Origin of the sequence: Streptosporangium sp. NPDC087985, from assembly GCF_044741965.1 — a bacterium.
Classification (GTDB): Bacteria; Actinomycetota; Actinomycetes; order Streptosporangiales; family Streptosporangiaceae; genus Streptosporangium.
In genome coordinates, this window is record NZ_JBIUTQ010000028.1 from 21865 (window position 1) to 47163 (window position 25299).

Below are 25299 nucleotides of genomic sequence, written 5' to 3' on the forward strand. Positions count from 1 at the left end.
ACCGCCGCGCCTTGATAAGCCGAGATGGTACGACCTGGCTAGGATAATTTCCGTCCGATTGGCGAACCAGCACGTGCGCTCAGGTGATCAGGTTCGAGGGTGATCGAGGCCTCGGCTCCCTTCGAGCTGGACGTGTCGAGTTCCAGCGAAAGGCGTCATCGCTCCACAATCTTTGATCCAGAACCTAAAGACGTGCGCGATCAAGATCCCCAAAATCAACAAATGGGGCCCACTGTCATGCTTAGGTGGGCCCTCGTATCGCGCTTGAAATCAGCCGCAGGCTGAACTTCTGGTTTGTCGCCGCTACTGGGCGTCTACTGGATGATGTGATCGCCGTAGTCAGCGGCTGACGTGGGACATGCGCGGGATGATCAAGCTTGCTGCACGAGATCACGACCGTGTTTCTGCAGTTCAGGGCATATGGCGAAGCGACTCCGCTTACTCTCTCTAAAGCGAGTGTCGATCGTGGCCGCGGAACCTGAAGGGCCCCTGTGCGGCGGCAACCCGATCGAAGCGCCCTCGGCAAAACCTCTCGCCGCCGGCTCAACCGTGGCGGCGACAGCGCCTTGTGCACACCATCCTGCTCACCCGGCTGGGCCATGATCAGCGCACCCGCCGCTACGATTGCTTGATCTTGTGGCTAGTTGTCCAGTTCTTGTAGGTTGTCGTGAAGACGGACTTGTAGATTTCTACATCGGTTATTGGTACACACCAGGCGATTTCGAACTTCTTCGGTCGGTCCTCATTGTCGATGGTGAGCTTGAAGATGATGTACGAGTCGGCATTCGTCTTGGCGACGTCGTCACCCGTCCATGAGTTGAGCAACTGTCGAAGCGGGCCGTTGGTGTCCTCGATGGCGAGGGTCCCGGAGTAGTTGCGCCCCTTGCGCTTCAACCGGGCGGAGTTGGCGACGATCTCCCGGATGATCGACGGCCCAGCCGTACCGGCAACGACAAGCCCATACCAGTCCGGATTTGCCGAGCTTATTCTCTCAATGGGTGATCCATCCGAACCCTGGTTCTTGGGATAGACCGTCTTGCTCAGGACCACATAACGACGGCTAAAACCCTCGTAAGTCATGATCTTTACGTCGAGATCGTCGTACGCCAGATGGTTCATGAATCGTCCGGTGGCTATTCCGCCGGCGTTGCTCTGAGTGAATCCCCCCTCGAAGCTGAACGTCCCCGCCGGGGTGGCCTCCATGGCGAGCTCGATCGCGGCGGCCAGCTCTGTAATCGTGCTCGGTGGCGGGGCTGGTTGGGGCGGCGAAGACTCGGTCTTCACGGCTGCTGTAGCGGTGGGCGTCGATTTGAGGTTTGCGCTCGTTGAACTCGGATGGCTGGTCGGGACGGCGGTGACGTCGGTCTGCTGCTTCCGCTCATCTGTATCGCCCGGTAGCACCTTCAGGGCGATGACCGCCGCGAGTCCAACGGCGATCGCGGTCACCGCACCTGTTCGACGACTCTTTGGGGCTTTCCGTGTCGCAGCCGGTACGGCAGGCCAGCTCGGATCTTCGACGGGAAGAACCCATGTTCGGTCCAATCGAGCCGTGACATTGTCGGCCGCCTCGAAACTGTCGATCGCCTGGGTTTCTTGGTGCGCTCGCCAGGCTTCAGCAGCCATGTCCAACAGTTCGCGCGATGAGGGGCGTGTCTCGGGGAGCTTGGCCAATGCTCTATCGACCAGGCCGCGTAGAAGGTTGGGGAGCATAGAGGTATTGACGGTTTCGTTCAGCACCTTGAGTGCCAGGACCTCCGGGCGCCCGGCCCCATAAGGTGGAACGCCCGTGGCCGCGTATACGACCAGCATCGCCCAGCCGTAGACATCGGCGGGTGGCCCGGCTGGTGCGTCGCTGTACTCTTCGGGGCTCACCCACCCTGGCGATCCGACGAGAGTACCGGTGCGGGTCATAACACTCGCGTCGAGCGCGCGGGCGATGCCGAAGTCGACGAGCTTAGGGCCGTTCGGCGAGAGGATGACGTTCGACGGCTTGATGTCACGGTGAACCACGCCTACCGCGTGCACGGCCACCAATGCTTCGGCGAGTCCGGCTGCGAGCCCGAACAACGCGTCGCCCTGGAGCGTCCCGTGAGTCCTGACATGACTCTCAAGCGTTGGGCCTGGCACGTATTCGGCAGCCAGCCATGGCCGAGCCGCGTTCCCGTCAGAGTCAAGGATTCGCGCGGTGCAGGCGCCGTTGACGCGATCGAGGACGGAGATCTCCCGAGTGAATCGTGCGCGGAACTCCGAGTCGCTCGCGTATGAGGCATGAATGAGTTTGACGGCTACGCGAACCCCAAGAGTGTCGATGCCCGCGAAGACGACTCCCATACCGCCTGCTCCGAGACGTCCCACCAGGCGATACGGACCAATCTGTGGCGGATCTTCAACGGTGAGCGGTCGGAGAGCAGCGGTTGCCGGCATGTGCTGGTTCACCGGGCTCCGTTCAGGAGGGAAGCACGGCGAGTGCCGGCCAATCGCGGGAAAAGTTCAGAGGTGTTTTATCCCATCCGACTCTCTCGTGTCGAGCGAGAATCATGTAACTTATGAGAATTTGCTGTGTCCTTTGCTGGATTTGCACTATAAGTCCGAAATTAGCCTATTTTGTGTGCACCTTCATGAGTCTCTGCAACCAACCGGTCAGGGGTGGGAGAGATCCTTATTTGACCCTCTATGCCTGGTGTCTGCCGTTGGTGGGCATCCCTGCGAATTGTTGGGGTTGTTGTAAACCAATGAGCCGAGGCGGCTGTCTTCTTGTGGCATGTGTCGCGACGGCGCACGTGGTCGAGGAGGGCGTGACGATGGAGCACCGGTTTAACTCGCCTCCCGGATGGCCGGTTCCCCCTGTGGGCTGGCGGCCTCCGCAGGGATGGCAACCGAATCCGTCGTAGCCTCCGGCGCCGCCCGGCTGGGAGTTCTGGGTTCCGGTACAGCCGTCGCCTCCGCCTTCTGCACCTCCGGTTCAGCCACAGCCCGTTCCCGCTCCCGTGATGCCGGAGCGCAGCGGTGGAGGGCTGTTCGGCGGTAAGAAGAAGCTGGAGGCGGAGAACGCCGAGTTGCGCGCGTGGGTCGAGCGGCTGGGCGGAATGGACGCCATGCGCGTCTCTGCGATGACCGAGGCGCTGCATGCCGAGCACCAGGGACTGCAGGCGGCCATCGCGGATGCCACGCGGCGTCTGCGCGAGGTTGAGCAGCTGATCGTGCAGACCGAGGAGACCGTGCTGTTGCAGGAGGCCAGTGTCTATGAGTATCGGCACCCACTGAGTGACGCGGTGGCCTACAAGGAGCGGCTGGCGCAGGTCAAGGCCCGCATCAAGGCGCTGTCCAAGAATGGCAAGGCGGTGCTGGGCTCCACCGGCTGGCAGGTCAACGGGTCAGCGGCCGAGGGACGCCGGATGGTGCGTGACTTCTCCAAGCTGATGCTGCGTGCCTACAACGCCGAGGCCGACAACTGCGTGCGCACGATGCGTCCCTACAAGCTGCAGTCGGCCGTCGACCGCCTGGAGAAGGCCGTGGAGATGATCGTCAAGCTCGGCAAGACGATGAACATCCACGTCAGCGGTGACTACCACCGGCTGCGGATCTACGAGCTGGAGCTGACCGCCGACTACCTGGCCAAACAGGAGGAGGAAAAGGAGCGCACCCGTGCCCAGCGGGAGCAACAGCGTGAGGAGGAGGCCGCGCGGCGGGAGTTCGAGCGGGAGAAGGCCAGACTCCGTAAGGAGGAGGCTCATTACCGCTCTGCGCTGTCCAAGCTGCTGGTCAAGGGTGATGAAGCCGGAGCGGAGGAGCTCAAGGCGAAGCTGGAGGAGATCGGGGCGGTGGTCAGCGATGTCGAGGCGCGGGAGGCCAACGTCCGGGCCGGCTACGTGTACGTGATCTCCAACATCGGCGCGTTCGGTGAGAACGTCGTCAAGATCGGCATGACCCGACGACTGGAACCCGAGGGCCGCGTCCGGGAGCTGGGTGATGCTTCCGTGCCGTTCAAGTTCGACACGCACGCGCTGATCTTCAGTGACGACGCGGTCGGGCTTGAGGGGCGGCTGCACGCCGCGTTGAACGACCGGCGCGTCAACAAGGTCAACCTCCGCCGCGAGTTCTTCCGCGCCACGCCCGCCGATGTCAGGGACCTGTTGCAGAAGATCGCGGGCCAGCACCTTCTGGAGTACCGGGATACTGCTGAGGCCCTGGAGTGGCGCCAGTCGGTTCACGCGAAGGCGGCAGCGGGCTGAGCCGAATCGCGCACCTGGCCGGAATACCCCGAGGGCACATTGGGGGCACATGGCATTGGAAGGAGGCGGAGAACAATGTCAAAGGACGGCAGCGTTCCTGCAGGTCAGACGGCAGACCGCTGGCTGGCGTGCAGGTCGTGAGCACGCCGAATTAGAACCCGGCCTACAGGCCGACGCGTCCGCCGTAACCCTCTGACCTGCACCGGAGGCGTCGCTTCATCTCTCGCAAACGGGGGCGGCTTCTGGCCCTCTCGCGGAGTCGGGCCGATCGGCTCAGCGGTCAACCGGGGCAGTTAGGTTCCATGTCCGGATGCAGGGCCCGACGAGGAGCTGGCCTATGGGCCGTTGCCAGTGACGGTGCACACCCCGTACGGGCCATTCGCGACGTCCTCCCAAATGACTTCGTCATCGACCGTGATGCGGCACGTCACCGACCCTTTGGCACCTGCGTTCTGCGCCCACAGGTACAGGTACGGGGTGTCGCCGACTTTGATCTCTTTGCTGTACGGCAGGGGCACGCCCTGCGCTTGCTTGATGTCGTACTTCACGCTGTAGGTGATGTTGCCCGCGCTGGTGGCCCCGTCGCTGCCGATGGCTTCGAACAGCACCGTGTGCGCACCCGACGTGTTCTCCTGCTCCTCTTGCGCGGCGGGCGGGCTGCTGTGGCTGAGCTGCGTGCGCCCTGTGTTGGGTCCGGGGTCGTCGAGGGCGCTGAACCCGGCGCCGACGATGCCGCTGACGACGAGCACCCAGTAGAGGATCCATAGGCCGGTGAGGATCCAGCCGAGGATGACGCCGGTCAACGCCATGCTGTGGCCGTCGGTACGATCCCTCCTGATTTGGCCGAGGGCCACGTGTCCGAACACCACGGCCAAGATCGATGTGAATCCGCAGGTGATGAACCCTGTAAGGCCGAGCACAAGGCTGGCGACGGCGAGCCCGTTGGTTTTCGGCGGCGGGGCTGCGTACCCGTAGCCGTATCCGGGTGGGGGTTGCTGGCCGTAGCCAGGCGTGTAGCTCACGGGTCCTCCACATTTCGGGGTACGTGTGGGACGCCTGTTACCTATGAACGGTTGTCGCCGTGGTCGAATCCGGTCACCTGCTTGTCCGGCGCGCTGTACGAACATTGCTGCGCAGGATGGCGTCTGCTTCCTCCTCGGACGCTCCAACCGCGTAGGCGAGCCGAGCCCGGGAGGTGTCCAGTTGGAAGACATCCGTATCTACGTGATCTACATTGTTAAGAGGGCCGCTCAAGAGGTAGCAACGCACGGGGACCAGGTGTGGACCACACGTCGTGCACGCAGCCGAACAACCCGCACGTCACCCGACGCCATCCGTAGCCACCTGAAAGCCGTTGAGCTGCGAAAACACCTACCCCAACGTCCTGGGGGTCAAGGGGTCGCAGGTTCAAATCCTGTCGTCCTGACCGCGTTTTCGCAGGTCGGATAGAGTGTCACGAGATCACGTGGCACCCTTTTCTGTTGTTGGGTGACTAACTGAGTGACTGTCACCGATGACACGGAAACGGGTGTCTGTCGGCGCCGTATTCCTCCTCCACCGACACTGGACATGCTGATCTCGCAGCATGAGGAATCACGGCTGGTCTCTGGAGAGCTGATCAGGTTTTGTAATGCCATTGTGCCGGAGATTGTCAGGTCCGTGTTGGCAAGGGGATGGTCCTCTTCGGCAGGCTCTAGTGAGACATGAGGAGGAAGTAACCTTCTGATGCTTAGTAGGGCGAGACAGGACCTTTGAGGATCGAGACCTTGAGTGTTGCCGAGCTGGGTGTCGGTGTGCGTGATGATGTGGCTGTGAGCTCGGAGCTGGAGGGCCGGCGGGCCGAGCGGCCCAAGCGGCGGAAGTTCAGCGCGGAGTACGACGCGCTGACCGAGCCGGGCGCCAAGGCGCGTTGCTCCGCCGCGAGGGCCTGTACTCCACGTACATCCTGGACTGGCGGCTGGCTCGTGACCATGGGGCACTGAAGGCGGCCGCAGGTGTGGGCGACCCTGTTGGACGAGGGCGTCTATCTGTGCTCGGTCTCCACCATGTACCGGCTGCCCCGCTTCCTCGACGACGCTGCGGCCACCAAGCTGCTGCGTACCCCCACCCCCGACCCGAAGGACACCCGGATAGGCCGCGACCCGGGCGCGGCGGCTCCGCCACGCCCCAAAACGGGGCCCTTACCTGGCGGAACGGTGCCCGTCGAGGATTTGGACCAGAAAACGATCAGCAGAATTCACGCCGTGGATCCAGGCTGAGTCATGGACAGCCCTTGTGGGCAGGCCGACCATCCCATATCTTCCCTTTCAAACATGTGATATGTGAAATGTCACACATGGGTGGAGGGAAGTCGATGGCCTTATACCGAGGACGCCTGCGTGCCCGTGCCGCGGCTGCAGCAATCTGCGCCGGTGTCCTGACCGCCACGGTGCTCACCGCAACCGGTGTGGCAAACGCGCAGCCGAAGGCCGGCCCGATCTTCAGTGACGGGCAGGCGCAGATCGTTCCCGAGTTTTCGGACTCCTCGCAGTGGATCCGCCAGCAGCTGTGGGTGGAGACCGAGTTCGACACCGACGGCGACGGCAAACGCGATCGTGTGCATGTCGACGTGACCCGGCCTCGGCAGACCGAGACCGAAGGTCTGAAGGTCCCGGTCATCTACGAGACCAGTCCCTACTACGCCGGCACGGCGTCCACGAACTCCCAGTATCTTTGGAACGTCTCCCACGAACTGGGAGCCGTGCCCCCGCCGCGCACTTCACCTCCGCTGATCCCGTTCCAGGCCAACCGGACGTCCGTCTCGACCAGCATGGTGAGCACGTGGGTGCCGCGCGGCTTCGCCGTGGTTCACTCCGACTCGCCTGGCACCGGCCTGTCCCAGGGGTGCCCAACGGTTGGCGCCCCGAATGAATCCCTGGCCCCGAAGGCGGTCATCGACTGGATGAACGGCCGGGCAAAGGGCTACACCGCGGTGGACGGTGGCGACGAGGTCGTAGCCACCGGCTGGTCCACGGGCAAGGTCGGCATGACCGGCACCTCGTACAACGGCACGCTGCCGCTCGCCGCGGCGACCACCGGCGTCGACGGCCTGGAGGCCATCATCCCGGTCGCGCCGAACACCTCGTACTACCACTACTACCGGTCCAACGGCCTGGTCAGGAACCCAGGCGGCTGGCCGGGCGAGGACATCGACTTCCTGTTCGACTACATCAGCAGCGGCTACCCGGACCGGCGTGCGTACTGCGCCGAGACCGTCCGCGTCAAGGAGATGAACGCCCATCAGGATCGGGTCACCGGTGACTACAACGACTTCTGGGCCGGGCGGGACTACCTCAACCAACTCGACAAGGTGAAGGCGGCCACGTTGATGGCGCACGCCTTCAACGACTGGAACGTGGTTCCCGAGCACAGTGTGCGCATCTACGAGGCGCTCAAGGCCAAGGGGATACCGCTCCAGGCCTATTTCCACCAGGGCGGCCACGGCGGGAACCCACCGCTTGTGATGACGAACAAGTGGTTCACCCGCTACCTGTACGGGGTACAGAACGGCGTCGAAAACGACCCGAAGGCATGGGTCGCGCGGGAGGCCGAGGCCTGTCCGCCAAGGACCGCGACCGTGGTGGGCGACCAGGCAAACGCCGCGACACTGAAGGTTGCCGACACGAGCCAGATCCCCCTCGGCTTCACGCTGACGGTGCCCCAGACCAATGCGAATGGGACGGTCACCAACACCACTCGCGTGGTTGATTCGATCCCCGACTCGACCACGCTGGTGCTCGCGTCGCCTGTGGCAACCGCAGCCGGTCAGCGAGTCGCCAACGGGACCACCGTGAGCATCGCGTGTTCGGCGGCGAACCCGACCCCGTACGCTGACTACCCGAACCCGGCCGCCTCCCAGGTCACGTTCCAGCTGCAGCCCGGCGGTAACACCGCCGGTGGCCTTACGTCGCTGGCCAAGCCCGGAACCGGGAACGAGACGCTGGTCGACGCTGGGAACACCGCCTGCAACGCCGGAACTCTGGCAACCCAACAGTCCGAGAACCGGCTGCTCTACACCACACCGGTGCTCACGGCACCGATGCACCTGTCCGGAACACCGCAGATCACCGTGCGGCTGGCATCCAGCAAGCCGGCGGCGAACCTGTCGGTCGCCCTGGTCCGCCTGCCGTGGACCGGCGCGTCAGGATGCACCTCGAGCACGCAGGGGACCAGCACCAGCATCATCACCCGCGGCTGGGCGGACCCGCAGAACCACAGCTCGCTGACCTACGGCGAGCCGTTGACGCCTGGCCGGTTCTATGACGTCACCTTCCCGCTGGAGCCCACCGACAAGGTGCTGCAGCCGGGCCAGCAGCTCGGACTGATGATCTTCTCGACCGACGCGGAGTTCACCTTGCGCCCGCAGCCCGGGACCCGACTGACCGTCGACCTCGCCGGGACGTCGGTCAAGCTGCCGGTCGTGGGCGGCCCGTTGGCCGTGGGCATCTGTCCTGCAGACAGCTCCAAGACCGTGGTGATCGGGGGCGTGGACAGCGGTGTCCAGAACCGGGTACTGGCCGGCACCTGCACCATCAGGCACCACATCCTCGACCAGGAGAAGTGGAAGAACCACGGGCAGTTCGTCAGCCACGTCGGTGACGTGGCCGACCAGCTGGCGGCGGCCGACCTGATCAGCGGACGCGATCGCGGCGCCCTGGTCAGCGCGGCTGCGCGGTCCAACATCGGCAAGTGATGTCTCTCCCCGGGGCCGCGCGGTCCGGCTCGCCGGCCCCGGGGTGGGGGCGGTCACTGCAGCACCCAGGACCCCTACCGAGCTGAGCCGCTTGCCGGCCACACGCTGATCCTCTCCTGCAGCGTTCCTCTCCCTCTTGCAGCGGAGCGCTCCTTCCCGGTAGCAGCGCATACCCCACGGCAGTGGCGGCGCGACCCAGCCCCGGAATGGTCAGCAGCAGGTCACGCTCCAGCGCGAAAGGGGCCATCATCGCCTCGATTTGCCGCCACGGCAGGCGAAGCGGGCCGGACTGCTCGACGTGGTTGCCCGCATCTCGACGTGATTGCCCGTATCTCGATGTGGTTGCCCGTATCGAGCAGCCTTGGGCGATTTGTGCTTGATCGAAAGTTTGGCCTTCGTTAGTCTCCCGGTAACCAATGGAGGACATAATGCGCAAATTGCACATAATCCTGGCGGGCGCATTGCCCGTTGCGCTGGCTTTAGGGGTAGCCGCACTCGCAGGGCCTGCTCAGGCCGACGCCCCCATCACAACCCGTCCGGTGATCGCCGACCCGAACCAGCGGGTCATGCCATACGTCGTGGTCACCCGGGCCAACCAGGGCCAGACGATGAAGACCGAGCGGATCATCAGTAGCAACGGCGGCACGGTCGTCTCCTCCTACCCGCAGGTCGGCGTCGTCGTCGCCTACTCCGCAGCAGACGACTTCTCCGCCCGGCTGCGCCAGGACAAGACGATCGAGGCGGTCGGCGCGACGCGAACGGCCAAGATCCCGGCAGGTTTCTTCGCCCAGCGCGCCAAGGCCGAGTTCACCGGCGCGCCCTATCCTCGGTCCAACGAGGTTCCGGCCGAGGGCCAGGGGTGGGACACGCTGGCGATCGACGTCGCCAAGGCACATGAGGTCACCACCGGCAGCAAGGACGTCACCGTCGGCATCCTCGACACGGGCGTGGACGACACCCACCCCGAGATCCAGCACGCCGTCGACACGAGCCAGTCCGTCACCTGCGTCGCGGGCTGGGCCGACCAGACGTACGGCGCGTGGCGCAACACCAGGGACGGCCACGGCACCCATCTGGCCGGCACCATCGCCGCCGCCCGGGACGGCAAGGGGACCGTCGGCATCGCCCCGGACGTGCGGATTGCCGCGGTCAAGATGGCCGATGGCGATGACGAGGAGACCCCGGAGTCCGAGGTCTGCGGCTACATTTGGGCCGCAGAGCACGGCTTCCGGATCGTCAACAACAGCTACCGCACCTACCCCTGGCGCTTCTCCTGCCCGAGCGACCCGGACCAGGCCGCCATCCTCAAGGCCGTTTCCCGGGCGGCCGCTTACGCGCAGAGCCGCAACGTGCTGTTCGTCGCCTCTGCGGGCAATGCCGGGACCGACTGGGACACCCGTACGCAGGACGTCGACAGCCCCGCGGACACGACTCCGGTCAAGCGGACCATCGACACCACCTGCCTCCGCCTGCCGCACCAGCTGCCGGGTGTCATCGGCGCATCGGCCCTTGACCAGAACCTGCGCAAGGCCACGTTCTCCAACTTCGGTTTCGGCTCAGTGGGGCTGGGCGCTCCCGGCGCGAACACGTGGTCGACGTGGCCGAACGGCCAGTACCGCCCCGCCTCCGGCACTTCGATGGCCTCACCGCAGGTCGCCGGTGTCGCCGCCCTGGTCGCGAGCCGCTTCCCCGAGCTGAGTGCCGACCAGATCCGTGAGCGTCTTTACGCGACGGCCACGCCCGCGCCGTGCCCCGTGAACTACCCGGTGACCGCGGGCATCTGCAAGGCCGAGGGAGTGCGGACCAACTTCTACGGCGCCGGCTTCGTCAACGCGGCCGCTGCCGTGGGGGCGACACCCTGATCACGGCGTACCAGCGCCGAGCAGATTGAGAGCGCGCCCGGGCCGGCCTGGCTCGGGCGCCATGCACTGTACGACGCGAGCCTTTAATCGGATGTGATCGCGCTGTGGCATCGCCACATGGGGGCTCAGACACTCACCCGGCACCGTCACGACATGCTTTCCGCGATCAGGTCGACCACCTTTTCCGAGTGCTCGCTCCTGACGACCTGCGGGTCGGGCTTCAGTACTGTTCACGTTGTTGCGCGGATCTCGCCTCGAATGGCGTCGAGCGCGGCGACCACATGTTCCAAGCCGGCAAGCTCGTCGAACGAGCCGAGCGGGCGGCATGAGCGCCGAGAGCCGCGGTGATACGGTCATCGACTTCCCGGTCACAGGGGGAGTGCTGGGTGCTCAATCCTCCCGGCCATTCGCGCTGGGCGTTCGACCTCCTTCCGCTGGAGCCCGGCTCCGCAGCTGTGGCGGAGGGCGGATGGTGGCGCTACCTGACCTGCCGGTTGCGCTCCTCCGACGTCAGCGGCTGGGCACGGCCGGTCCGTTCGCCTCTCGACGGTGAGGTTCTGGTCGGTCACGACGGTGAACCCGACCGCGATCGGCTCGTCCCCTGGCGCGACGTCCCGGCGGGACTCCTGCTCCGGCCGTTGCTCCTCGGTAAGCAAATCCCGGCGATGGCCGGAAACCACGTGGTCCTCGGTGCGGACGGCACCTATGTACTGCTTGCCCACCTGCAGCAGGGATCGGTCCGCGTCGCCTCCGGCCAGGCAGTGCGCGCGCGGGAGACGATCGGGCTGATCGGTGCCTCAGGTAACGCCCTTGGGCCGCACCTGCACCTGCAGGTGATGAACGGCCCCGATCCGCTCACCGCCCGGCCCGTTCCCTTCGCCGTGCGCCGATACCGGCTCTGGGACGGCCGACGTTGGCACGGACGGAACGACAGTCCCTTGCCCGCCAAGCGCGTCCGAATCAGCGTCGACTAGCTGTACTGACCTGAGAGGTAAGGACAGGGTGCTCGCAGAACAGCCGTACAGCCGCTCCGTGTTCAACTGAAAGCACACGGTGTCAACGTCGGCTGAATTCTGGCTCTGGCACGGACACATACGCAACCTCGCAGGCACTTACCGGGTCCACCCGCGAGACCGCGGTGGACCTCGCCGTACGGCAACGAGCTGACGCGATCTTCACCTGGTTGATCGGGGCCACCGCTCTCGACGCCGTGAACATCGACGCGGGCTACGGGCACCAGCACGTGTTCTTACCGACATCGCCTGGCAGCGGGGCACTCACCTCAGACGCCGAACACGAGGGGAGTCACCATTCGTGAACATGGCACTCAGGAACGCCGCGACGACTGTCCTGCTAGCCGGACTCGTTCTGCTGTTCGGCGCACCGGCGGCTTCCGCCCATGGCGGACCGATCAAGCTGGAGGTGACCGGGGACGGCAGTCATGACATCAACGTGCTGGTCACCTGGAAAGCGGATGGCCATCCGGTCAGAGACATCGTCGACGCGACGTTGGTCGCAACCTCCACCGACGGCCGTTCCTTCGGTCCGGTCCGGCTCATGTCGGCGCCCGAGGGCCAGAACCTCTACCACTCCGCCCAGCCGCTGCCGAACGGCAAGTGGCGTGTCACAGTGACCACGACCAAGCCGTCCAAGACGCACACGACGGCGAACGTGATAGCACGAGACATCCCCGCCGTGCCCAAGGCAGCGGAGGCCGCCCCCGTATCTGACCGTGGGAGTCCGATCGGCATGTCGCTCAAGATCGGCGCCGTCGCCGTCGCATCGGCGGTCGGTGTCGTGGCCTGGAGGCGCCTTGTCCGTCGCAAGCGGCTGGACATCCGGCACTGATTGTGTGTCGCGATACAAGTCCATCGGAGGGACCCGCGGTGCGCAGCCGATCGTCGAAGGCTAGTCCACGGAGATGCCGCATTCTACGCCAGACAACGGAAACGCGGTAGCGGGTTGGAAACCCATGTCAGGTGCTCGGCGATCCGGGCACCCTCGGACGGTGACCTATGGGCCGAACGTCAACGCCGCCGCCATCGTGCTGTCGTACCTCGGCAACGTGCCCGTCGAGCGGACCGCGCTGGTGAGGGAGGACGGGCCCTTGTGTGCCCGCCCTCCCTGACCGTCTGGGCGCAGCTCGCTACTTCTGCGGAAGCGAGATCTTCCAGACGCTACGGCCAAACGTCGCCGCATAGAGCGTTTTGCCGTCACCGGTGATCTTGATGTCGAGCACCGGCGTGTTGGGCAGGCCGTCGCCGACCCGCTTCCAGTTCTTCTTGCCGTTCTTGTCGTAGAAGACGCCGAAGTCGGTCGCGGCGTAGAGCTGGTCGTTCGGCTGGTCGTAGGCGAGCATCTCGACCGGCGCGTTCGGCAGCTTTCCGCTGATGTTCTGCCAGCTATTGCCGCCGTTGGTCGTCTCCCAGATGTTCGCCGCGGTGTCGCCCTCGCGGTAGCCCGAGTAGGCCACGTACACGTGGTCGGCGTTGGCCGGGTCTACGATGATCGAGTTGACCCACCGGACGGGCAGACCCTTGCCGGTGAACTCGGTCCAGTTGGCACCGAGGTCGGTCGTCTTCCAGAGCCGGCCGGTGTCGGTGCCGACGTAGATCGTGTTGCCATCGGTCTTCGCCAGACCGATCGCGGTGATTGCGGAGTAAAGGCCTCCGTAAGATCCCTTGTCGTTCTGCTCCGGCGGTACCGGTCCCGTGAGGTAGTCCCCGGGCGGGCTGATCTGTGTGAAGGTCGTGCCCCGGTCAGTCGAACGCTCGAGCACGTTGCCACCGAAGTACAGAATCGACGGGTCGTTCGGGTCGAGGACGATCGGGGCGTCGGTCGTGATCCGCGAGGAGGCCCGCTTTCCGAACCGGATGGTGCGGGAAGTGCCGTTCGCGTCCTCGTGCCGCGAGCACACTCCGACCTGGGAGCACTCGTAGTAGATGTTGTGGTCGCTCGGATCGATCAGGACGTAGTGGCCGTCACCGCCGCCGTAGGAGTTCCACTGCGTCAGGTCCGAAGGCCCGGCGGTGTTGGTCCAGGTACGGTTGCTGCCGTTGTCCTGCAGGCCGGTGGCGAGCCGGTTCGGGTCGTCGTTGGCCACCGCGAGGTGGTACGACTGGTTGAACGGCTCGTACGTCGCGTGGATCCACGAGCGGGTCGCGCCATTGGCCTCAGAGCGGTAGACACCGCCGTCGTTGCCGAGGTAGACCCGGTCCGGGACGTTGGGGTCCCACTTAACCATGTGCTGGTCGGCGTGCGGTCCGCTGGAGGTGGCCCACGTCGCGCCGCCGTCCTTGGACTCGCGCAGGTTGACGTCGGCATTGAACACGTGGTTCTTGTCCTTCGGGTCGACAAACAGGCGCCCGAACCACCACTCGAAGCCGCTTGAGCCGCCTGCACGGCCGCTCGGCACGAACGAGTCGCCGCCGTCGTCGGAGACGTAGAAGCCCTTGTCGGCACCGTACGTCGTCCCGGAAATCACGTAGACCCGGTTCGGGTCGCTCGGCGCGACCGCCACGCCGATGCGGCCCAGGCCCGCGTCGCTGGTCAGGCCGGTGCCCGACGCGTCCGTGACATGCTTGCCGGTCACGTTCTCCAGCCGCTTCCACGTGTCGCCGCCGTCGTCGGACCGGTACAGGCCGGAGCCGGCACCGCCGTAGAGGCGTGCGCCGCTGTTGCGCTGGTGGTCCCAGAGCGCCGCGAAGATCCGCTTGGGGTTCGTCGGGTCGATCGCCAGGTCGACGCCGCCCGTGGTGTTGTTCGGCGTCGGCAGGACGAGCTTCCAGTCCTTGCCGCTGTTCGTCAGCCGGTAGATGCCGCGCTCACTCGCCGACCCGGAGAGGTTCCCCGAAGCCGCGACGAAGACGGTCTGCGGGTCTGTGGGGTCGACGACGATCCTGCCGATCGCCGCGCTCCCGGTAAGGCCCCACTGCTTCCAGTGCTTGCCGCCGTCGTCCGACTTGTAGACACCGTCGCCGAAATAGGTCAGACCACCGCCGGACGGGTTCGTCTCGCCGGTCCCGGCCCACAACGTGCCGTCGGAGCCCATCGCCAGCGCGCCGATCGTCTGAGTGTAGTCGCCCGGCCAGGCCGGCTCGAAGGTGTCGCCGGCATCCGTGCTCTTCCAGACACCGCCGCCTGATGCCGCGATGTACAACGTGTCGGCGTGGGCGGGGTCTACGGCCAGGTCGGTGACACGGCCTCCGATGTTCGAGGGGCCGACGAGTTCCCAGGTACCGTCGCCCGGCTTGAGCGCTCTGGCTTGCTGGACCGCTTGTTTGACTTGCCCCGGCGTCACCTCCTTGCCGGAGGTGAACTTCTGTGTGAGGTAGTCCGCCGGTTCGGCGGGGCCACCGTCCTCCTCCTCGCCGGGAAGCTGCAGAGAGGGGCTTGTCTGGCTTTCCGCGGCCTGGATTGTCTGGCCCGAGTACGCGGGCGCCTGGAAGGTCAAGGCCGATACGGCGAGTGCGAGCGCCCCCACCGCGCCGATCACGGGTAACGTAGGCCGCCTCATTCGGACATTGCGCCTCTTGATCATTCCGCCTCCAAGTCACCTGTCCACGACAGGACAGCTAGCGCTCAAAGGTAAAAGAGAGGCAAAATCGCGTCAATCGGACATCTGTCTAGCATCATTTAGACATTTGTCTAAATGATGCCCCGGTCCCGCTGCTGGCTAATTCCCGGTCATGCTGCGAGGCGTAGATCGAGGGCGCCTCTCCCCGGTCATCTCCGGAACCTCCGGCCACGGACGCGGCTGCAACAACACCACACACTCCGTCATGCGGCCGAGGTTGGGGGGCAAATTAGCCAGCAGGGGATGATCACAAGTGATCACACGACAGATGCAGGAAGCAACGAACTCGAGGTCTGTCCCCCTACGAGATGTTGTACTTGATCCGTACCTTCCCTTCGCACAGCTGGATCACCTGGATGGCGACGTCGTGAGGTCCAGACAGGTGCGCTTCGGCTTCCGAACCTTCTTCCTGGTCCTTGCGCTCGATCGTGTATCCGGCCTTGGCGAGTACGTCGGCTGCCTCGTCACGGACAGCATCGAGGTTTGTGGGATCCGCGTCCTTCCAGAGGAAGAACAGCTCGGTCTTGCCGAAGGGACCCTTGGCCAGGTAGATCTGGCCGCCGGGCACCATCGGCACGTCCGCGGGCGGCTTCAAGTCGGGGGTGGCAGTCAGGTCTCCGGCCTGCGAGCAGGCGATGCCGTTGCCCGCTGCCGCAGGGCTCGCCGCCTCCGGAGCCGTGCTCACAGGATCAGCACCAGTCGAACTTTCCCCGCAGCCGGCAAGCGACGCCGCAGCGGCCACAGTGACGCTCGCCATGGCGATCAGTCGTTTGATGTTCATGAAATGGATTCCTCGAGACGTAGGATATGGTCCTGCGCATGTATCGGCAGGAAGCCCCCAAAACGGGCGGAAGCATTTATGGGCGGCGAGGCTACCAGGTTCGCTGGCGCGGCCATAGGCTTCGGATCGCGACAATGTTGCTCGCTCCGCTCATCGTGCTGGTCTCCGCCTGTTCGGGCGGCGGATCGCAGGGTGCATCCACCGACGACGTGCTGGTGGTGGTCAGCGCGCCGATGTCCACTGAGCCGTGGATCGGCACCTTCATCGAACGAGGGGCGCGGCTCGCGGTCGACGAGCTCAACGCACACGGCGGGGTCACCACCCCGTCCGGAGCACGCCGAGTCAAGCTGGCGGTGCTCGACAACGCCGGATCGCCGGCCAAAGCCGCTGCGAACGCCCGCAAGGCGGTCGACGACCACGCGGCCGTTCTGCTCACCGACGGGACCGGCGCGGCCTCCGTTGCCTCGGTCACCGACCCTGCACACCTGCCGGTCTTCATCTGCTTCGAAGGCGGCGAGGCGCTGATCGACCCGTCCCGCTGGCCGAGCCTGTTCCGGATGGCGCCGGCCAACAAGCCCATGGCACGCCGGCTCGCCGACTACATCGCGAACAGCCGCCCCAAGGTCGGCGTGATCAGTGATGACTCCACGTACGGAGAGCAAGGCCGGGACGCGCTGCTGCAAGCCTTCAAGATCGACGAGGTGGAGGTGGTGGCGGACCAGAAGGCACCGACACGTTCCTCCGACCTGACAACGCAGGTACTGGCCGCGCGGCAGGCAGGCGCCGACAAGCTGGTGGTATGGGCCAGCGCGAGCGACGTGATCGCCGCCATCCAGGCCGTCCACGCGCTGGGCTGGAAGGTGCCCATCTACACCGGACCGACCGGTGAAGACCCGCTGGTCCGCCAGCGCTTCGCCGAGCATCCGGACTGGCTCGACCAGGTCACCTTCGCCTCGTTCCGGATGACCAGCGAGGTCGGGCCGAGGCCGTTTGAGGAGTTCCGCGCCAACTACGAGGCGAAGATGGGCGTCGATCTGGTCGGCGTCCACCAGGACGGCAAGCAGGTCGTGCAGCCGCCAGACTGGCCGATGTTCTCCTATGACGCGGTTCGCCTGATCGCCGCATCGCTCAGCGAGGGCGGCGAACTGGGCCAACCGCTCATGGAGGCCCTGAACAAGGTCAGCATCACCGGCGCCAACGGCGACTACCGCGGTTATGCGGCCAACCAGCACGAGGGTGTCAACCCCAGCGACATGTACTTCGCCCGGTTCCACGGCTTCGTCTTCGAACCCGTCGACGACGACCCGCTCTCCGACACCCTCCCCTCTGTGAATCAGCTGCAAGACTGACGTTCCGTCACTGGGTGCCATGCCCGCGCACCACGAGGCCGTCGACGTCACGGGAGCGTAAGGGACCGCGACCGTGGGTCGGTTCGGAGGTGTCGATGAGGCATCACTGTCGCGGTCAACGCGTGAAAATTCGGGTTGACGTGGTTGATCCACCGTTGACACGTGGTTTATGCACTGACACACTCACGGCAGTGCAATATCACATTCCATCATAAGGTGCGAAGTGATTTCTTTCCAACGAGTCGGACTGAGCCGCTCGATCAGACCTCTGCGTACGCTCGCCCTGGTCGTCGCAGTGGCAGGCATGGCGTTGCTGATGACGCTGACCACGGTTGACGGACGCGGAGCGTCCTCGCATACCGGTCCAAAGGCCGTGACCTACGCGGCCATGTTCCAGGACGTGTCCCCCCCGGTGGGGTCGATGGAGGACTCGGGGGTCGAGTGGGCGGACCCATGTGCGGACACCACCAATCCATGCGAGCACGAAGGTCCGGCTCCCGGCCTTGCGTTCTCGCGAACCGCCGCGGTAGTGGCGCCGGGTGGTCACGCGTCCGTGCAGACGGTTGACGGCACCCGGGCCGCGCCTCCGCTGCTGGCTAGCTTCGAGGGCGAGGGCTACCAGATGAAGGCCGCGAACGGTGACACCGTGACGTCGGGATTCACCAACCCGCCGGACGAAAACATCGCGGTCGGGCCGACCCAGGTACTCGAGACGGTCAATGCCAAGATGGCCGTGTTCGACAAGAGGACCGGCAGAACCCTGTACGGGCCGGTCAACAACAACAGCTGGTTCGCCGGTTTCGGCGGTTCCTGCGAACAGAGGAACAGCGGCGACGCCGTGGTCCGTTACGACCAGCTGGCACAACGTTGGGTTATCGTGCTGCCCACCTTCCAGCCCGCCGCTGGTCCCTTCTTCATGTGCTACCTGGTCAGCAAGACCAGTGACGCTCTGGGCGAGTACTACCGCTACGCGTTCCAGTCGCCCGCCTTCCCGGACTACCCCGTCCTCGGTGTCTGGCCGGACGGCTACTACACCACGCAGAGCTCGGGGGACGACGGGAACGAGCGGATCAGTTGCGTGGTGGACCGGACCAAGATGCTGGTCGGAGATACGACCGCCACGATGCAGTGCATGACCGTGGACCCAGCGCAGTTCCTGTTGCCCGCCGACCTCGACGGTTACACGCTCCCTCCGATCGGGGCGCCCAACATCCAGGTAGCGACGGGAGGCCGTCAGCTGTCGGGGGTTCTCGGCAATGACGGGCTGTATGCGTACAAGTTCCACGTCGACTGGGACAACCCGGCCAACAGCACGTACATGCCGATCAACTTCCACGACCCCCGCAACAGCGAGTTCCCGCCCGGTGTCGGCGGTGCCGGGTCGCTGGGCCCCCCGGAGCTCAATCCCCACAACAAGCTCTGGGTCGAGCCTTACGTGTATGCGGGCGGCGGACAGTTGGTCCAAGCCGTCCCGCAGCCCGGCGTGACGCAGAAGCTGGACACCCAGGGCGACAAGCTGATGCGGCGGATGAAGTACCGCAATTTCGGTGACCACGAGTCGTTGACGCTGCTGCACAGCGTGAACTCTCCTGCGGGTACCAGCGCGGATCGCTGGTACGAGCTCCGGCTTCAGAACGGCGACCCGGTCCTCCACCAGCAGGGCACGTACGCGCCGGACACCGATAACCACCGGTTCATGGGCAGCATCGCCATGGACAGGCGCGGGAACATCGCGATGGGGCATGCGATCAGCGGATCCAACACTTTCCCCGGGGTGCGGTTCACCAGTCGCCTGGCCGGCGACCCGCTCAACCACATGACCCAGCACGAGGGTGTCATCAAGGACGGCATCTCCGTGCGGACCGGAACCGGCAGCCAGTACCGCTACGGTGACTACACCAGCATGGAACTCGACCCGGCCGACGACTGCACCTTCTGGTATGTCGGCCAGTACTACAAGGTCAGCGGTCAGAGCTGGAGCACGTGGATCGGCTCGTTCCGGTTGCCCACCTGCCGATTCGACGCCGGCGGCGAGACCCTCCACGGAATCGAAGGCAGTGCGGTCTCCGGCAAGATCGCGAACGTCACAGATGCCGTATCGGACTCCACGCCGTCCGACCTCACCGCATCGATCGACTGGGGCGACGGCTCGAAGCCGTCGGTCGGAACGGTGAGTGGCGGCAACGGCAAGTTCAGCGTCAGCGGCTCGCATGTCTACGCCGAGGAAGGCACATTCCAAGCGACCGTGTCGATCGCCGCCGAGGATGGCTCGGAAGCCTCGGTGACGTCGACCGTAGTCGTGGCTGACGCGCCACTCGCCGCGACTGGTGCCGCTCCGGCGCTGTCGACGCAGGAGCTCAGCGGAACCGTTGCGACCTTCACTGACGGCAACCGCCTTGCGGATCCATCCGACTTCACCGCAACGGTCGACTGGGGCGACGGCTCGAGTTCGCCCGGGACGGTGACCGGCGGCGAGGGCAATTTCAAGGTGGCGGCCGCGCACACGTACACGGGCACGGGAAACTTCACCATCACAACCAGCGTCCATGACAGGGGCGGCAGCACCGGCTCAGCCAGTTCGACGACCCTGATCTACGATTTCGCGCCGGGGGGTGGAGCGTTCGTCGTCGGGGACGAGAGCGCGAGCAACTCGGTCACGTATTGGGGCGCGCAGTGGGCGAAGGCCAATCTCCTCAGCGGCGGCTCGGCCCCCGCATCGTTCAAGGGATACGCCAACGCTCCAGCGAACCCGGACCACGGCACCAACTGGAGGTCGGACCCCGGCAACGGATCGAACCCTCCGAAGGGACCACTACCCGACTATATGGGAGTGATTGTTTCGAGCTCGATCTCCAAGACCGGCTCGGCCATCTCCGGCGACACCGCTCACATCATCGTGGTCAAGACCGACGCGGGCTACGACGGTGATGCAGGTCATCCAGGGACCGGTTCGGTGGTCGCCACCGTTCGATGACCGGTCAGGGCCTTCGGGCGAGGTGTTGGGGACGCACGCGACACAAGAAGCAGCTACCCGCACCCACCCGGAGGCCCTGACCGCGTTCTTGCGATGTGGCGGTGACGATCGTTCCGGCCCATCCGCCAAGGGCGAAAAGCGCATGATCACGGCCTGAAGCTAAGTCTTCAGGGAGTTTCTGTCTCCGAAGTACATCTGCCCGATCCGCGGATCGGCCGCCACCGCCGCAGTGCGCCCACTGAGGATCACGTGCCCTTCCTGCAGCACGACGAGCCGATCGGCGAGCCCCAAAGCCAACTGAAGGTGTTGCTCGATGAGCACAACAGCCGTGCCCCCTGCTCGAATGGCAGCGATGCCCTCGCTAAGCGCGGCGATCGACGTAGGAGCCAGACCAGCCGACGGTTCGTCGAGGATCAGCAGCGAGGGTTCCGACATGAGGCCACGGCCGATGACGAGCATCTGCTGCTCTCCGCCGGACAGGCTGCCGGCGCGCTGCGTACGCCGCTCCGCCAGTCGCGGAAAGGTGCGGTAGACGCCCTCCCGGCGCTCGGCGACGATGTTCTTTCGGCGGCCGTCGAGATAGGCACCGAGGTCTAGGTTCTCCTCGACCGTGAGACTGGGGAAGACGCGTCTACCGTCGGGTACGTGACTCAGTCCCCACTGGACGATCCGCCGCGGACCGCACCGGGTGATGTCCCGGCCGTCGAACAGCACCTCGCCCGAGCTCGCCCGATGCAGGCCCGACACCGAACGGGCGATGGTCGTCTTGCCCGCGCCGTTGCCGCCGAGCAACGCGACGATCTCGCCGCGCTCGACGTGAAAGGACACGCCGTCCAGCACCTGGACAGCGCCGTAGCAGACGCATAGTCCGCGGACCTCGAGTAGCGCCACGCAGTCTCCTCTCAGTACGTCAGCCGTGCGCGGACGATAGATCGACATCGCCGAGGTAGACCCGACGTACCGCAGGATCGGCGGCCATCGACTCGGGGGTTCCGCCCGCCAGCACCCGGCCGCGATCCAGGACGGTGATCCTGTCGGCGACGCCGTACACCAGCGCCAGGTCATGTTCGACCAGCAGAATGGCCGCGCCGCCTTCCGCGAGGCGACGCAGGACACGGGCCAACGTGGCTCGTTCCGGCCCGGTCATGCCGACGGCTGGTTCGTCGAGCAGCAGCACGCGCGCCCCGGTCGCCACGGCCCGGGCCACCTGCAGGAGGCGTTGTTCGCCGGCGCCGAGCTCCCTTGGGCGGTCGAACGCGCGCTCGGCGAGTTCCGTCAGATGCAGCGCCCTCCACGCCTCGCGGTCAGCGGCGGCTGCGTGGTCCCGTGCCGACGTACTTCCGAGAAGGTGTCGGATGGCGGCGAACGGCACCGGTGTTCCTCCGCGCACTCCCAGCAGCACCTGACGGTAAGGACAGAGCCGCTCCAGACCGACCGTGCGCTGGAACGTGCGGGTCACTCCTCTCCTGACCATCTCGAGCTGGCCGGCCCCGGTGACGTCGGTCTGCTCCATCAGAATCCGGCCGCCCGTGGGCTGCAGGGCGCCGGCGAGGGCACGTAAGGCCGTCGTCTTGCCGCTGCCGTTAGGCCCGATGAGCGCGTGGACCTCTCCGGCTCGTACCTCCAGATCGACCTCCGTGAGGATGTGCGTCTCCCCAATACGGACATCCAACCCCTGGGCAGCCAACATCACCCCTTCTCGGGAAGCGGTGCGGGTGGCGAGTTCCCCGGAAAGTTCCACTGGCCCACGCGGGCGCTCCGCGCGCTCGGGCCACCGGCCGGCCAGCCGTTCGATCGGCCCGCGGAGGAAGGGGACTGTGACCAGCGCCAAGGCGGTGAGCACGCCACCGGATCGTTCAGACGGAAGACCAACCGTGCCGGCAAGCGTGTCAGCCAGCGGTGGAATCACGGCGATCACGAGCAGGCCGAGCACCGGCCCCCACAGCCGTGCCGTACCCCCGATCAGCACCGCCACGAACAACTGGAGGGACAGCAGTGGCGAGACGTCGGACGGGGCGGCGACCCCGAGCAGTACGGTGATGCCCGCGCCGGACACTGCTGCGATGGCCGCGGTCGTGGCGAAGAGGGCCGCCCTGCGGTGAAGCACCGGTACTCCGAGGGATGTGGCCAGCGCAGGAGCTTCACGGAGGGCTGCCCAGTCCAGTCCGGCCGGCCCGCGGTTCAATCGGGCGATGGCGGCCAGCAAGAGCAGACACACCGACCCCGCCACGGCGACGTGCGCCAGCGGTGTAAGAGTGATGGTCACCCCGAAGATCTGTGAGTGCAGGCGGGCCGGCGACGGACGGATCAGCCCTTGGCTCCCACCGGACACGGCGGGAAACGCATGGAGCATTGCGTACGCGAGCCAGGCAAATGCCCACGTCGACAGCGCAACCGCCGCGCCGCGCAGATGAGCCGTGAGCAGGCCGACCAGGTAGCCGGCGAACGCTGCAAATACGGCGCTGGCGGACGCGGCCGCGACGAGCGGCAATCCGGCGCGTTCCAGATGCACGACACCGAAGCTGCCCACGGCCAGGAACGCGCCCTGGCACAGGACGGGTTGCCCTCCGTACGAGACGGACAGAGCCAGCCCGAGCACCGCGACCAACAGATACAGATGGTGTGCCAGGTCGACGATCATTCCGGGTCCTCACGCAGCCGCAGTCGCAGGCCCTGCCGCCCCAGGGCCAGCACGATCAGCAGGATCGCCAGCGGCACCACATCGGCGTAGTGCGGGCCAAGAACGCTCGACGTGACAATGAACGACTCGATCACACCAAGCGCCAGCCCTCCGGCCAGCGCGCCACGCACCGATCCCAGGCCGCCCAACAGCGCAGCCGCTATCGCCTTGAGGCCGAGGATGACGCCATCGTCAACACCAAGCGAACGGTCCGGCGAGATCAGAAGCCCCGCCAGACCTGCCAATGCGCCGGCCACCACGAAAGCGATGAGCACCAGCCGTTGCACCGGAAGTCCGAGCAGCGCGGCAGCAGTGGGATCCTCACTGACCGCCTTCATCGCCGTGCCGGTCCGGGTGAGCACGAGCAGCCGCTCGACCAGGATCCCCACAGCCAGCCCGATCCCTATGACACCGAGAGCACGGACCGCCACCGTCCCTCCTCCGGGTAGTTGCAGCACCCCTGAAGGCGTCAACCGACCCAGCCGCAACGGATCCGGCACCGCGTAGGCGTTCTGAGTGAGCACCAGCCCGAGAACCTCCCGGATCAGCAGCCCAGCGGCCAGGCCACCCGCCACCCAGCCCAGGACGTCCCCGCGGGTGGACTGGCGCCCGACTCCTGGTAGGAAGGGCCTTACGGCGATGAGGTAGACACCCGCTGACAGTGCGGCTCCGGCAGCGATGACCAGCACCGCCAGCCCGACAGAGTGCGTCACGTCCAGGGCTGCCGCCACCGGCGTGGACCCGAGCACCACCAGTACACCGATGAACACGCCACCGATCACGAGATCACCGTGCGCGAAAGCGATCACTCTGGTGAGCCGGTAGACGAGGCTGAACCCCATCGCGATCAAGCCGTAGGCCGCACCCAGAGCCAACCCGCTCAGGAACGCCTGCAGGGCCACCCCGCCGCTCACCGAACACCATCCTCAGCGGTTGGCAAGCCGGATGAGTGATAGCAGTAGATGTCGACGCACCCTTCGTCAGTCTTCGGAGGGGGATCCTATAGCCCGTGCGGGTCCGTTCGACAGATGCCGGACCACTGCGCGCGATCTTCCTTCATCTACGCCGTGCTCGTCCCACACCGCGGCCTGGCCGAGCCCGAGGCGTTCACGGAAGCCGCCTTGGCGTTTCTGCCGCGTACGGAGAATCCGGAGCGGGGACGACGAACTGACTACCGAGCAGACCCTAAGAGCACGAGAATTCCGACTTTTCCGACATTATCTTCTCGGCTTGCTTTTTAACCGCCAACATCCACATTTACCGTGATTAGGGATAAGTTAGACATATCGGCCACGCTGTCCTATTGACGCCAGTCGGCCGCATTCAGCAAAATTAAGCGAAATTTCGACATTCGACGTCAAGCCCTGCGACGGCTCGATGGCAGGCGAGGAGAGAGCCGGTGCGCTTGCTCGTAGTGGAGGACGACGATGGTGTAGCCGCCGCGTTGTCCTCGGTCTTGCGCATGCACGGCTTCGGCGTCGTACGAGCGGCGACGGGGCGGGCCGGCCTCGAGGCCCTCGAACGGCAGCCGATCGACCTCGTGCTGCTCGACCTCGGCCTCCCTGATCGGGACGGCTTGGAGGTGTGCGGCCGGATGCGCCGGGCGTACGACGTCCCGATCATCGTCGTGACCGCGCGTACGGAGCTGAACGCCCGTGTCCACGGGCTGAGCATCGGCGCTGACGACTACATGGTGAAGCCGTACGACCTTCGGGAGCTGATGGCACGCATCCACGCGGTCACTCGCCGGACCCGTGGTGTCGGCACCGACGGGCAGCCCGGCCGGGGCCGGACTCAGGTCGTCATGGTTCAGGGCGTACGCATCGACCGCGGCAGCCGGCAGGTCACCGTACATAACGCGCCGGTCTCCCTCACCCGCAAGGAGTTCGACGTGCTGGACCTGCTGGCGTCCGCGCCCGGCGTGGTCGTGCGCCGGGAGAGGATCCTCGCCGAGGTGTGGCAGACAAGCTGGGAGGGGGCGGGCCGCACGCTGGAGGTACACGTGGCCTCGCTGCGGGCGAAGCTCGGCGTCCCGGCTGTCATCGAGACCGTACGCGGTGTGGGTTACCGGCTGGCGATGTCCGTAATCTAAGGCCCCTGCGTGCGCACCCGG

17 protein-coding genes are annotated in these 25299 nt (G+C 65.7%); 10 read left to right on the plus strand and 7 right to left on the minus strand.

All coding sequences use genetic code 11. The annotated features are described in order from the left end of the window. Positions 1–618: 618 nt before the first annotated feature. Entirely contained in the window at positions 619–2424 is a 1806-nt protein-coding gene (locus tag ACIN94_RS30515) for a serine/threonine protein kinase (RefSeq protein WP_400713742.1), read from the minus strand. A 566-nt stretch (positions 2425–2990) separates the two neighbouring features. On the opposite strand from ACIN94_RS30515, the gene ACIN94_RS30520 reads away from it, so the two are divergent. Continuing rightward, on the plus strand, positions 2991–4232 hold the full coding sequence (locus tag ACIN94_RS30520) for a DUF4041 domain-containing protein (protein ID WP_400713652.1): 1242 nt from the start codon (positions 2991–2993) through the stop codon (positions 4230–4232). A gap of 335 nt (positions 4233–4567) precedes the next feature. On the opposite strand, the gene ACIN94_RS30525 is transcribed toward ACIN94_RS30520, so the two are convergent. Beyond that, a complete protein-coding gene (locus tag ACIN94_RS30525; protein ID WP_400713655.1) occupies positions 4568–5254 on the minus strand; it encodes an MmpS family transport accessory protein in 687 nt (228 codons plus the stop codon). A gap of 744 nt (positions 5255–5998) precedes the next feature. Here ACIN94_RS30525 and ACIN94_RS30530 point away from each other — a divergent pair. The 6 genes from ACIN94_RS30530 (at position 5999) to ACIN94_RS30555 (ending at position 12674) form a co-directional block, all read left to right on the plus strand. Next, positions 5999–6214 carry a hypothetical protein gene (locus tag ACIN94_RS30530; RefSeq protein ID WP_400713658.1) on the plus strand — a complete coding sequence of 72 codons (216 nt, stop codon included), beginning with the start codon at positions 5999–6001 and terminating at the stop codon, positions 6212–6214. Between the two features lie 12 nt (positions 6215–6226). Beyond that, positions 6227–6490 carry a hypothetical protein gene (locus ACIN94_RS30535; RefSeq protein ID WP_400713661.1) on the plus strand — a complete coding sequence of 88 codons (264 nt, stop codon included), beginning with the start codon at positions 6227–6229 and terminating at the stop codon, positions 6488–6490. A 95-nt stretch (positions 6491–6585) separates the two neighbouring features. Continuing rightward, complete coding sequence (locus ACIN94_RS30540) at positions 6586–8964, plus strand: Xaa-Pro dipeptidyl-peptidase (protein WP_400713664.1); 2379 nt, start codon at positions 6586–6588, stop codon at positions 8962–8964. A 539-nt stretch (positions 8965–9503) separates the two neighbouring features. Beyond that, positions 9504–10826 (plus strand): S8 family peptidase, encoded by a 1323-nt coding sequence (locus ACIN94_RS30545; RefSeq protein ID WP_400713667.1) that lies wholly within the window; start codon positions 9504–9506, stop codon positions 10824–10826. A 386-nt stretch (positions 10827–11212) separates the two neighbouring features. After that, complete coding sequence (locus ACIN94_RS30550; RefSeq protein ID WP_400713670.1) at positions 11213–11800, plus strand: M23 family metallopeptidase; 588 nt, start codon at positions 11213–11215, stop codon at positions 11798–11800. A 346-nt stretch (positions 11801–12146) separates the two neighbouring features. Beyond that, the gene (locus ACIN94_RS30555) at positions 12147–12674 is read left to right on the plus strand and encodes a hypothetical protein (RefSeq protein WP_400713673.1); all 528 of its coding nucleotides are present in this window, start codon (positions 12147–12149) and stop codon (positions 12672–12674) included. A gap of 298 nt (positions 12675–12972) precedes the next feature. Here the strand turns inward: ACIN94_RS30555 and ACIN94_RS30560 are convergent, their stop codons facing one another. Both ACIN94_RS30560 and ACIN94_RS30565 read right to left on the minus strand, forming a co-directional pair. Further along, complete coding sequence (locus ACIN94_RS30560) at positions 12973–15342, minus strand: WD40/YVTN/BNR-like repeat-containing protein (protein WP_400713676.1); 2370 nt, start codon at positions 15340–15342, stop codon at positions 12973–12975. A 361-nt stretch (positions 15343–15703) separates the two neighbouring features. Continuing rightward, entirely contained in the window at positions 15704–16183 is a 480-nt protein-coding gene (locus tag ACIN94_RS30565) for a hypothetical protein (RefSeq protein WP_400713678.1), read from the minus strand. Positions 16184–16317: 134 nt separating this feature from the next. On the opposite strand from ACIN94_RS30565, the gene ACIN94_RS30570 reads away from it, so the two are divergent. Both ACIN94_RS30570 and ACIN94_RS30575 read left to right on the plus strand, forming a co-directional pair. After that, on the plus strand, positions 16318–17532 hold the full coding sequence (locus ACIN94_RS30570; RefSeq protein WP_400713681.1) for an ABC transporter substrate-binding protein: 1215 nt from the start codon (positions 16318–16320) through the stop codon (positions 17530–17532). A 553-nt stretch (positions 17533–18085) separates the two neighbouring features. Then, on the plus strand, positions 18086–20506 hold the full coding sequence (locus tag ACIN94_RS30575; protein ID WP_400713684.1) for a hypothetical protein: 2421 nt from the start codon (positions 18086–18088) through the stop codon (positions 20504–20506). 159 nt (positions 20507–20665) lie between these two features. On the opposite strand, the gene ACIN94_RS30580 is transcribed toward ACIN94_RS30575, so the two are convergent. The 3 genes from ACIN94_RS30580 to ACIN94_RS30590 are packed head-to-tail and all read right to left on the minus strand — an operon-like array spanning position 20666 to position 24100. Next, the gene (locus ACIN94_RS30580) at positions 20666–21397 is read right to left on the minus strand and encodes an ABC transporter ATP-binding protein (protein ID WP_400713686.1); all 732 of its coding nucleotides are present in this window, start codon (positions 21395–21397) and stop codon (positions 20666–20668) included. Positions 21398–21416: 19 nt separating this feature from the next. Continuing rightward, positions 21417–23147 (minus strand): branched-chain amino acid ABC transporter ATP-binding protein/permease, encoded by a 1731-nt coding sequence (locus ACIN94_RS30585; protein WP_400713689.1) that lies wholly within the window; start codon positions 23145–23147, stop codon positions 21417–21419. Next, positions 23144–24100 carry a branched-chain amino acid ABC transporter permease gene (locus tag ACIN94_RS30590; RefSeq protein ID WP_400713692.1) on the minus strand — a complete coding sequence of 319 codons (957 nt, stop codon included), beginning with the start codon at positions 24098–24100 and terminating at the stop codon, positions 23144–23146. Before ACIN94_RS30590 ends, ACIN94_RS30585 begins: the two co-directional genes overlap by 4 nt. 485 nt (positions 24101–24585) lie before the next feature. Here ACIN94_RS30590 and ACIN94_RS30595 point away from each other — a divergent pair, with 485 nt between their 5' ends. Further along, positions 24586–25278, plus strand: a complete 693-nt coding sequence (locus ACIN94_RS30595; RefSeq protein ID WP_400713695.1) for a response regulator transcription factor — start codon at positions 24586–24588, stop codon at positions 25276–25278. The last annotated feature ends 21 nt before the right edge of the window (positions 25279–25299 follow it).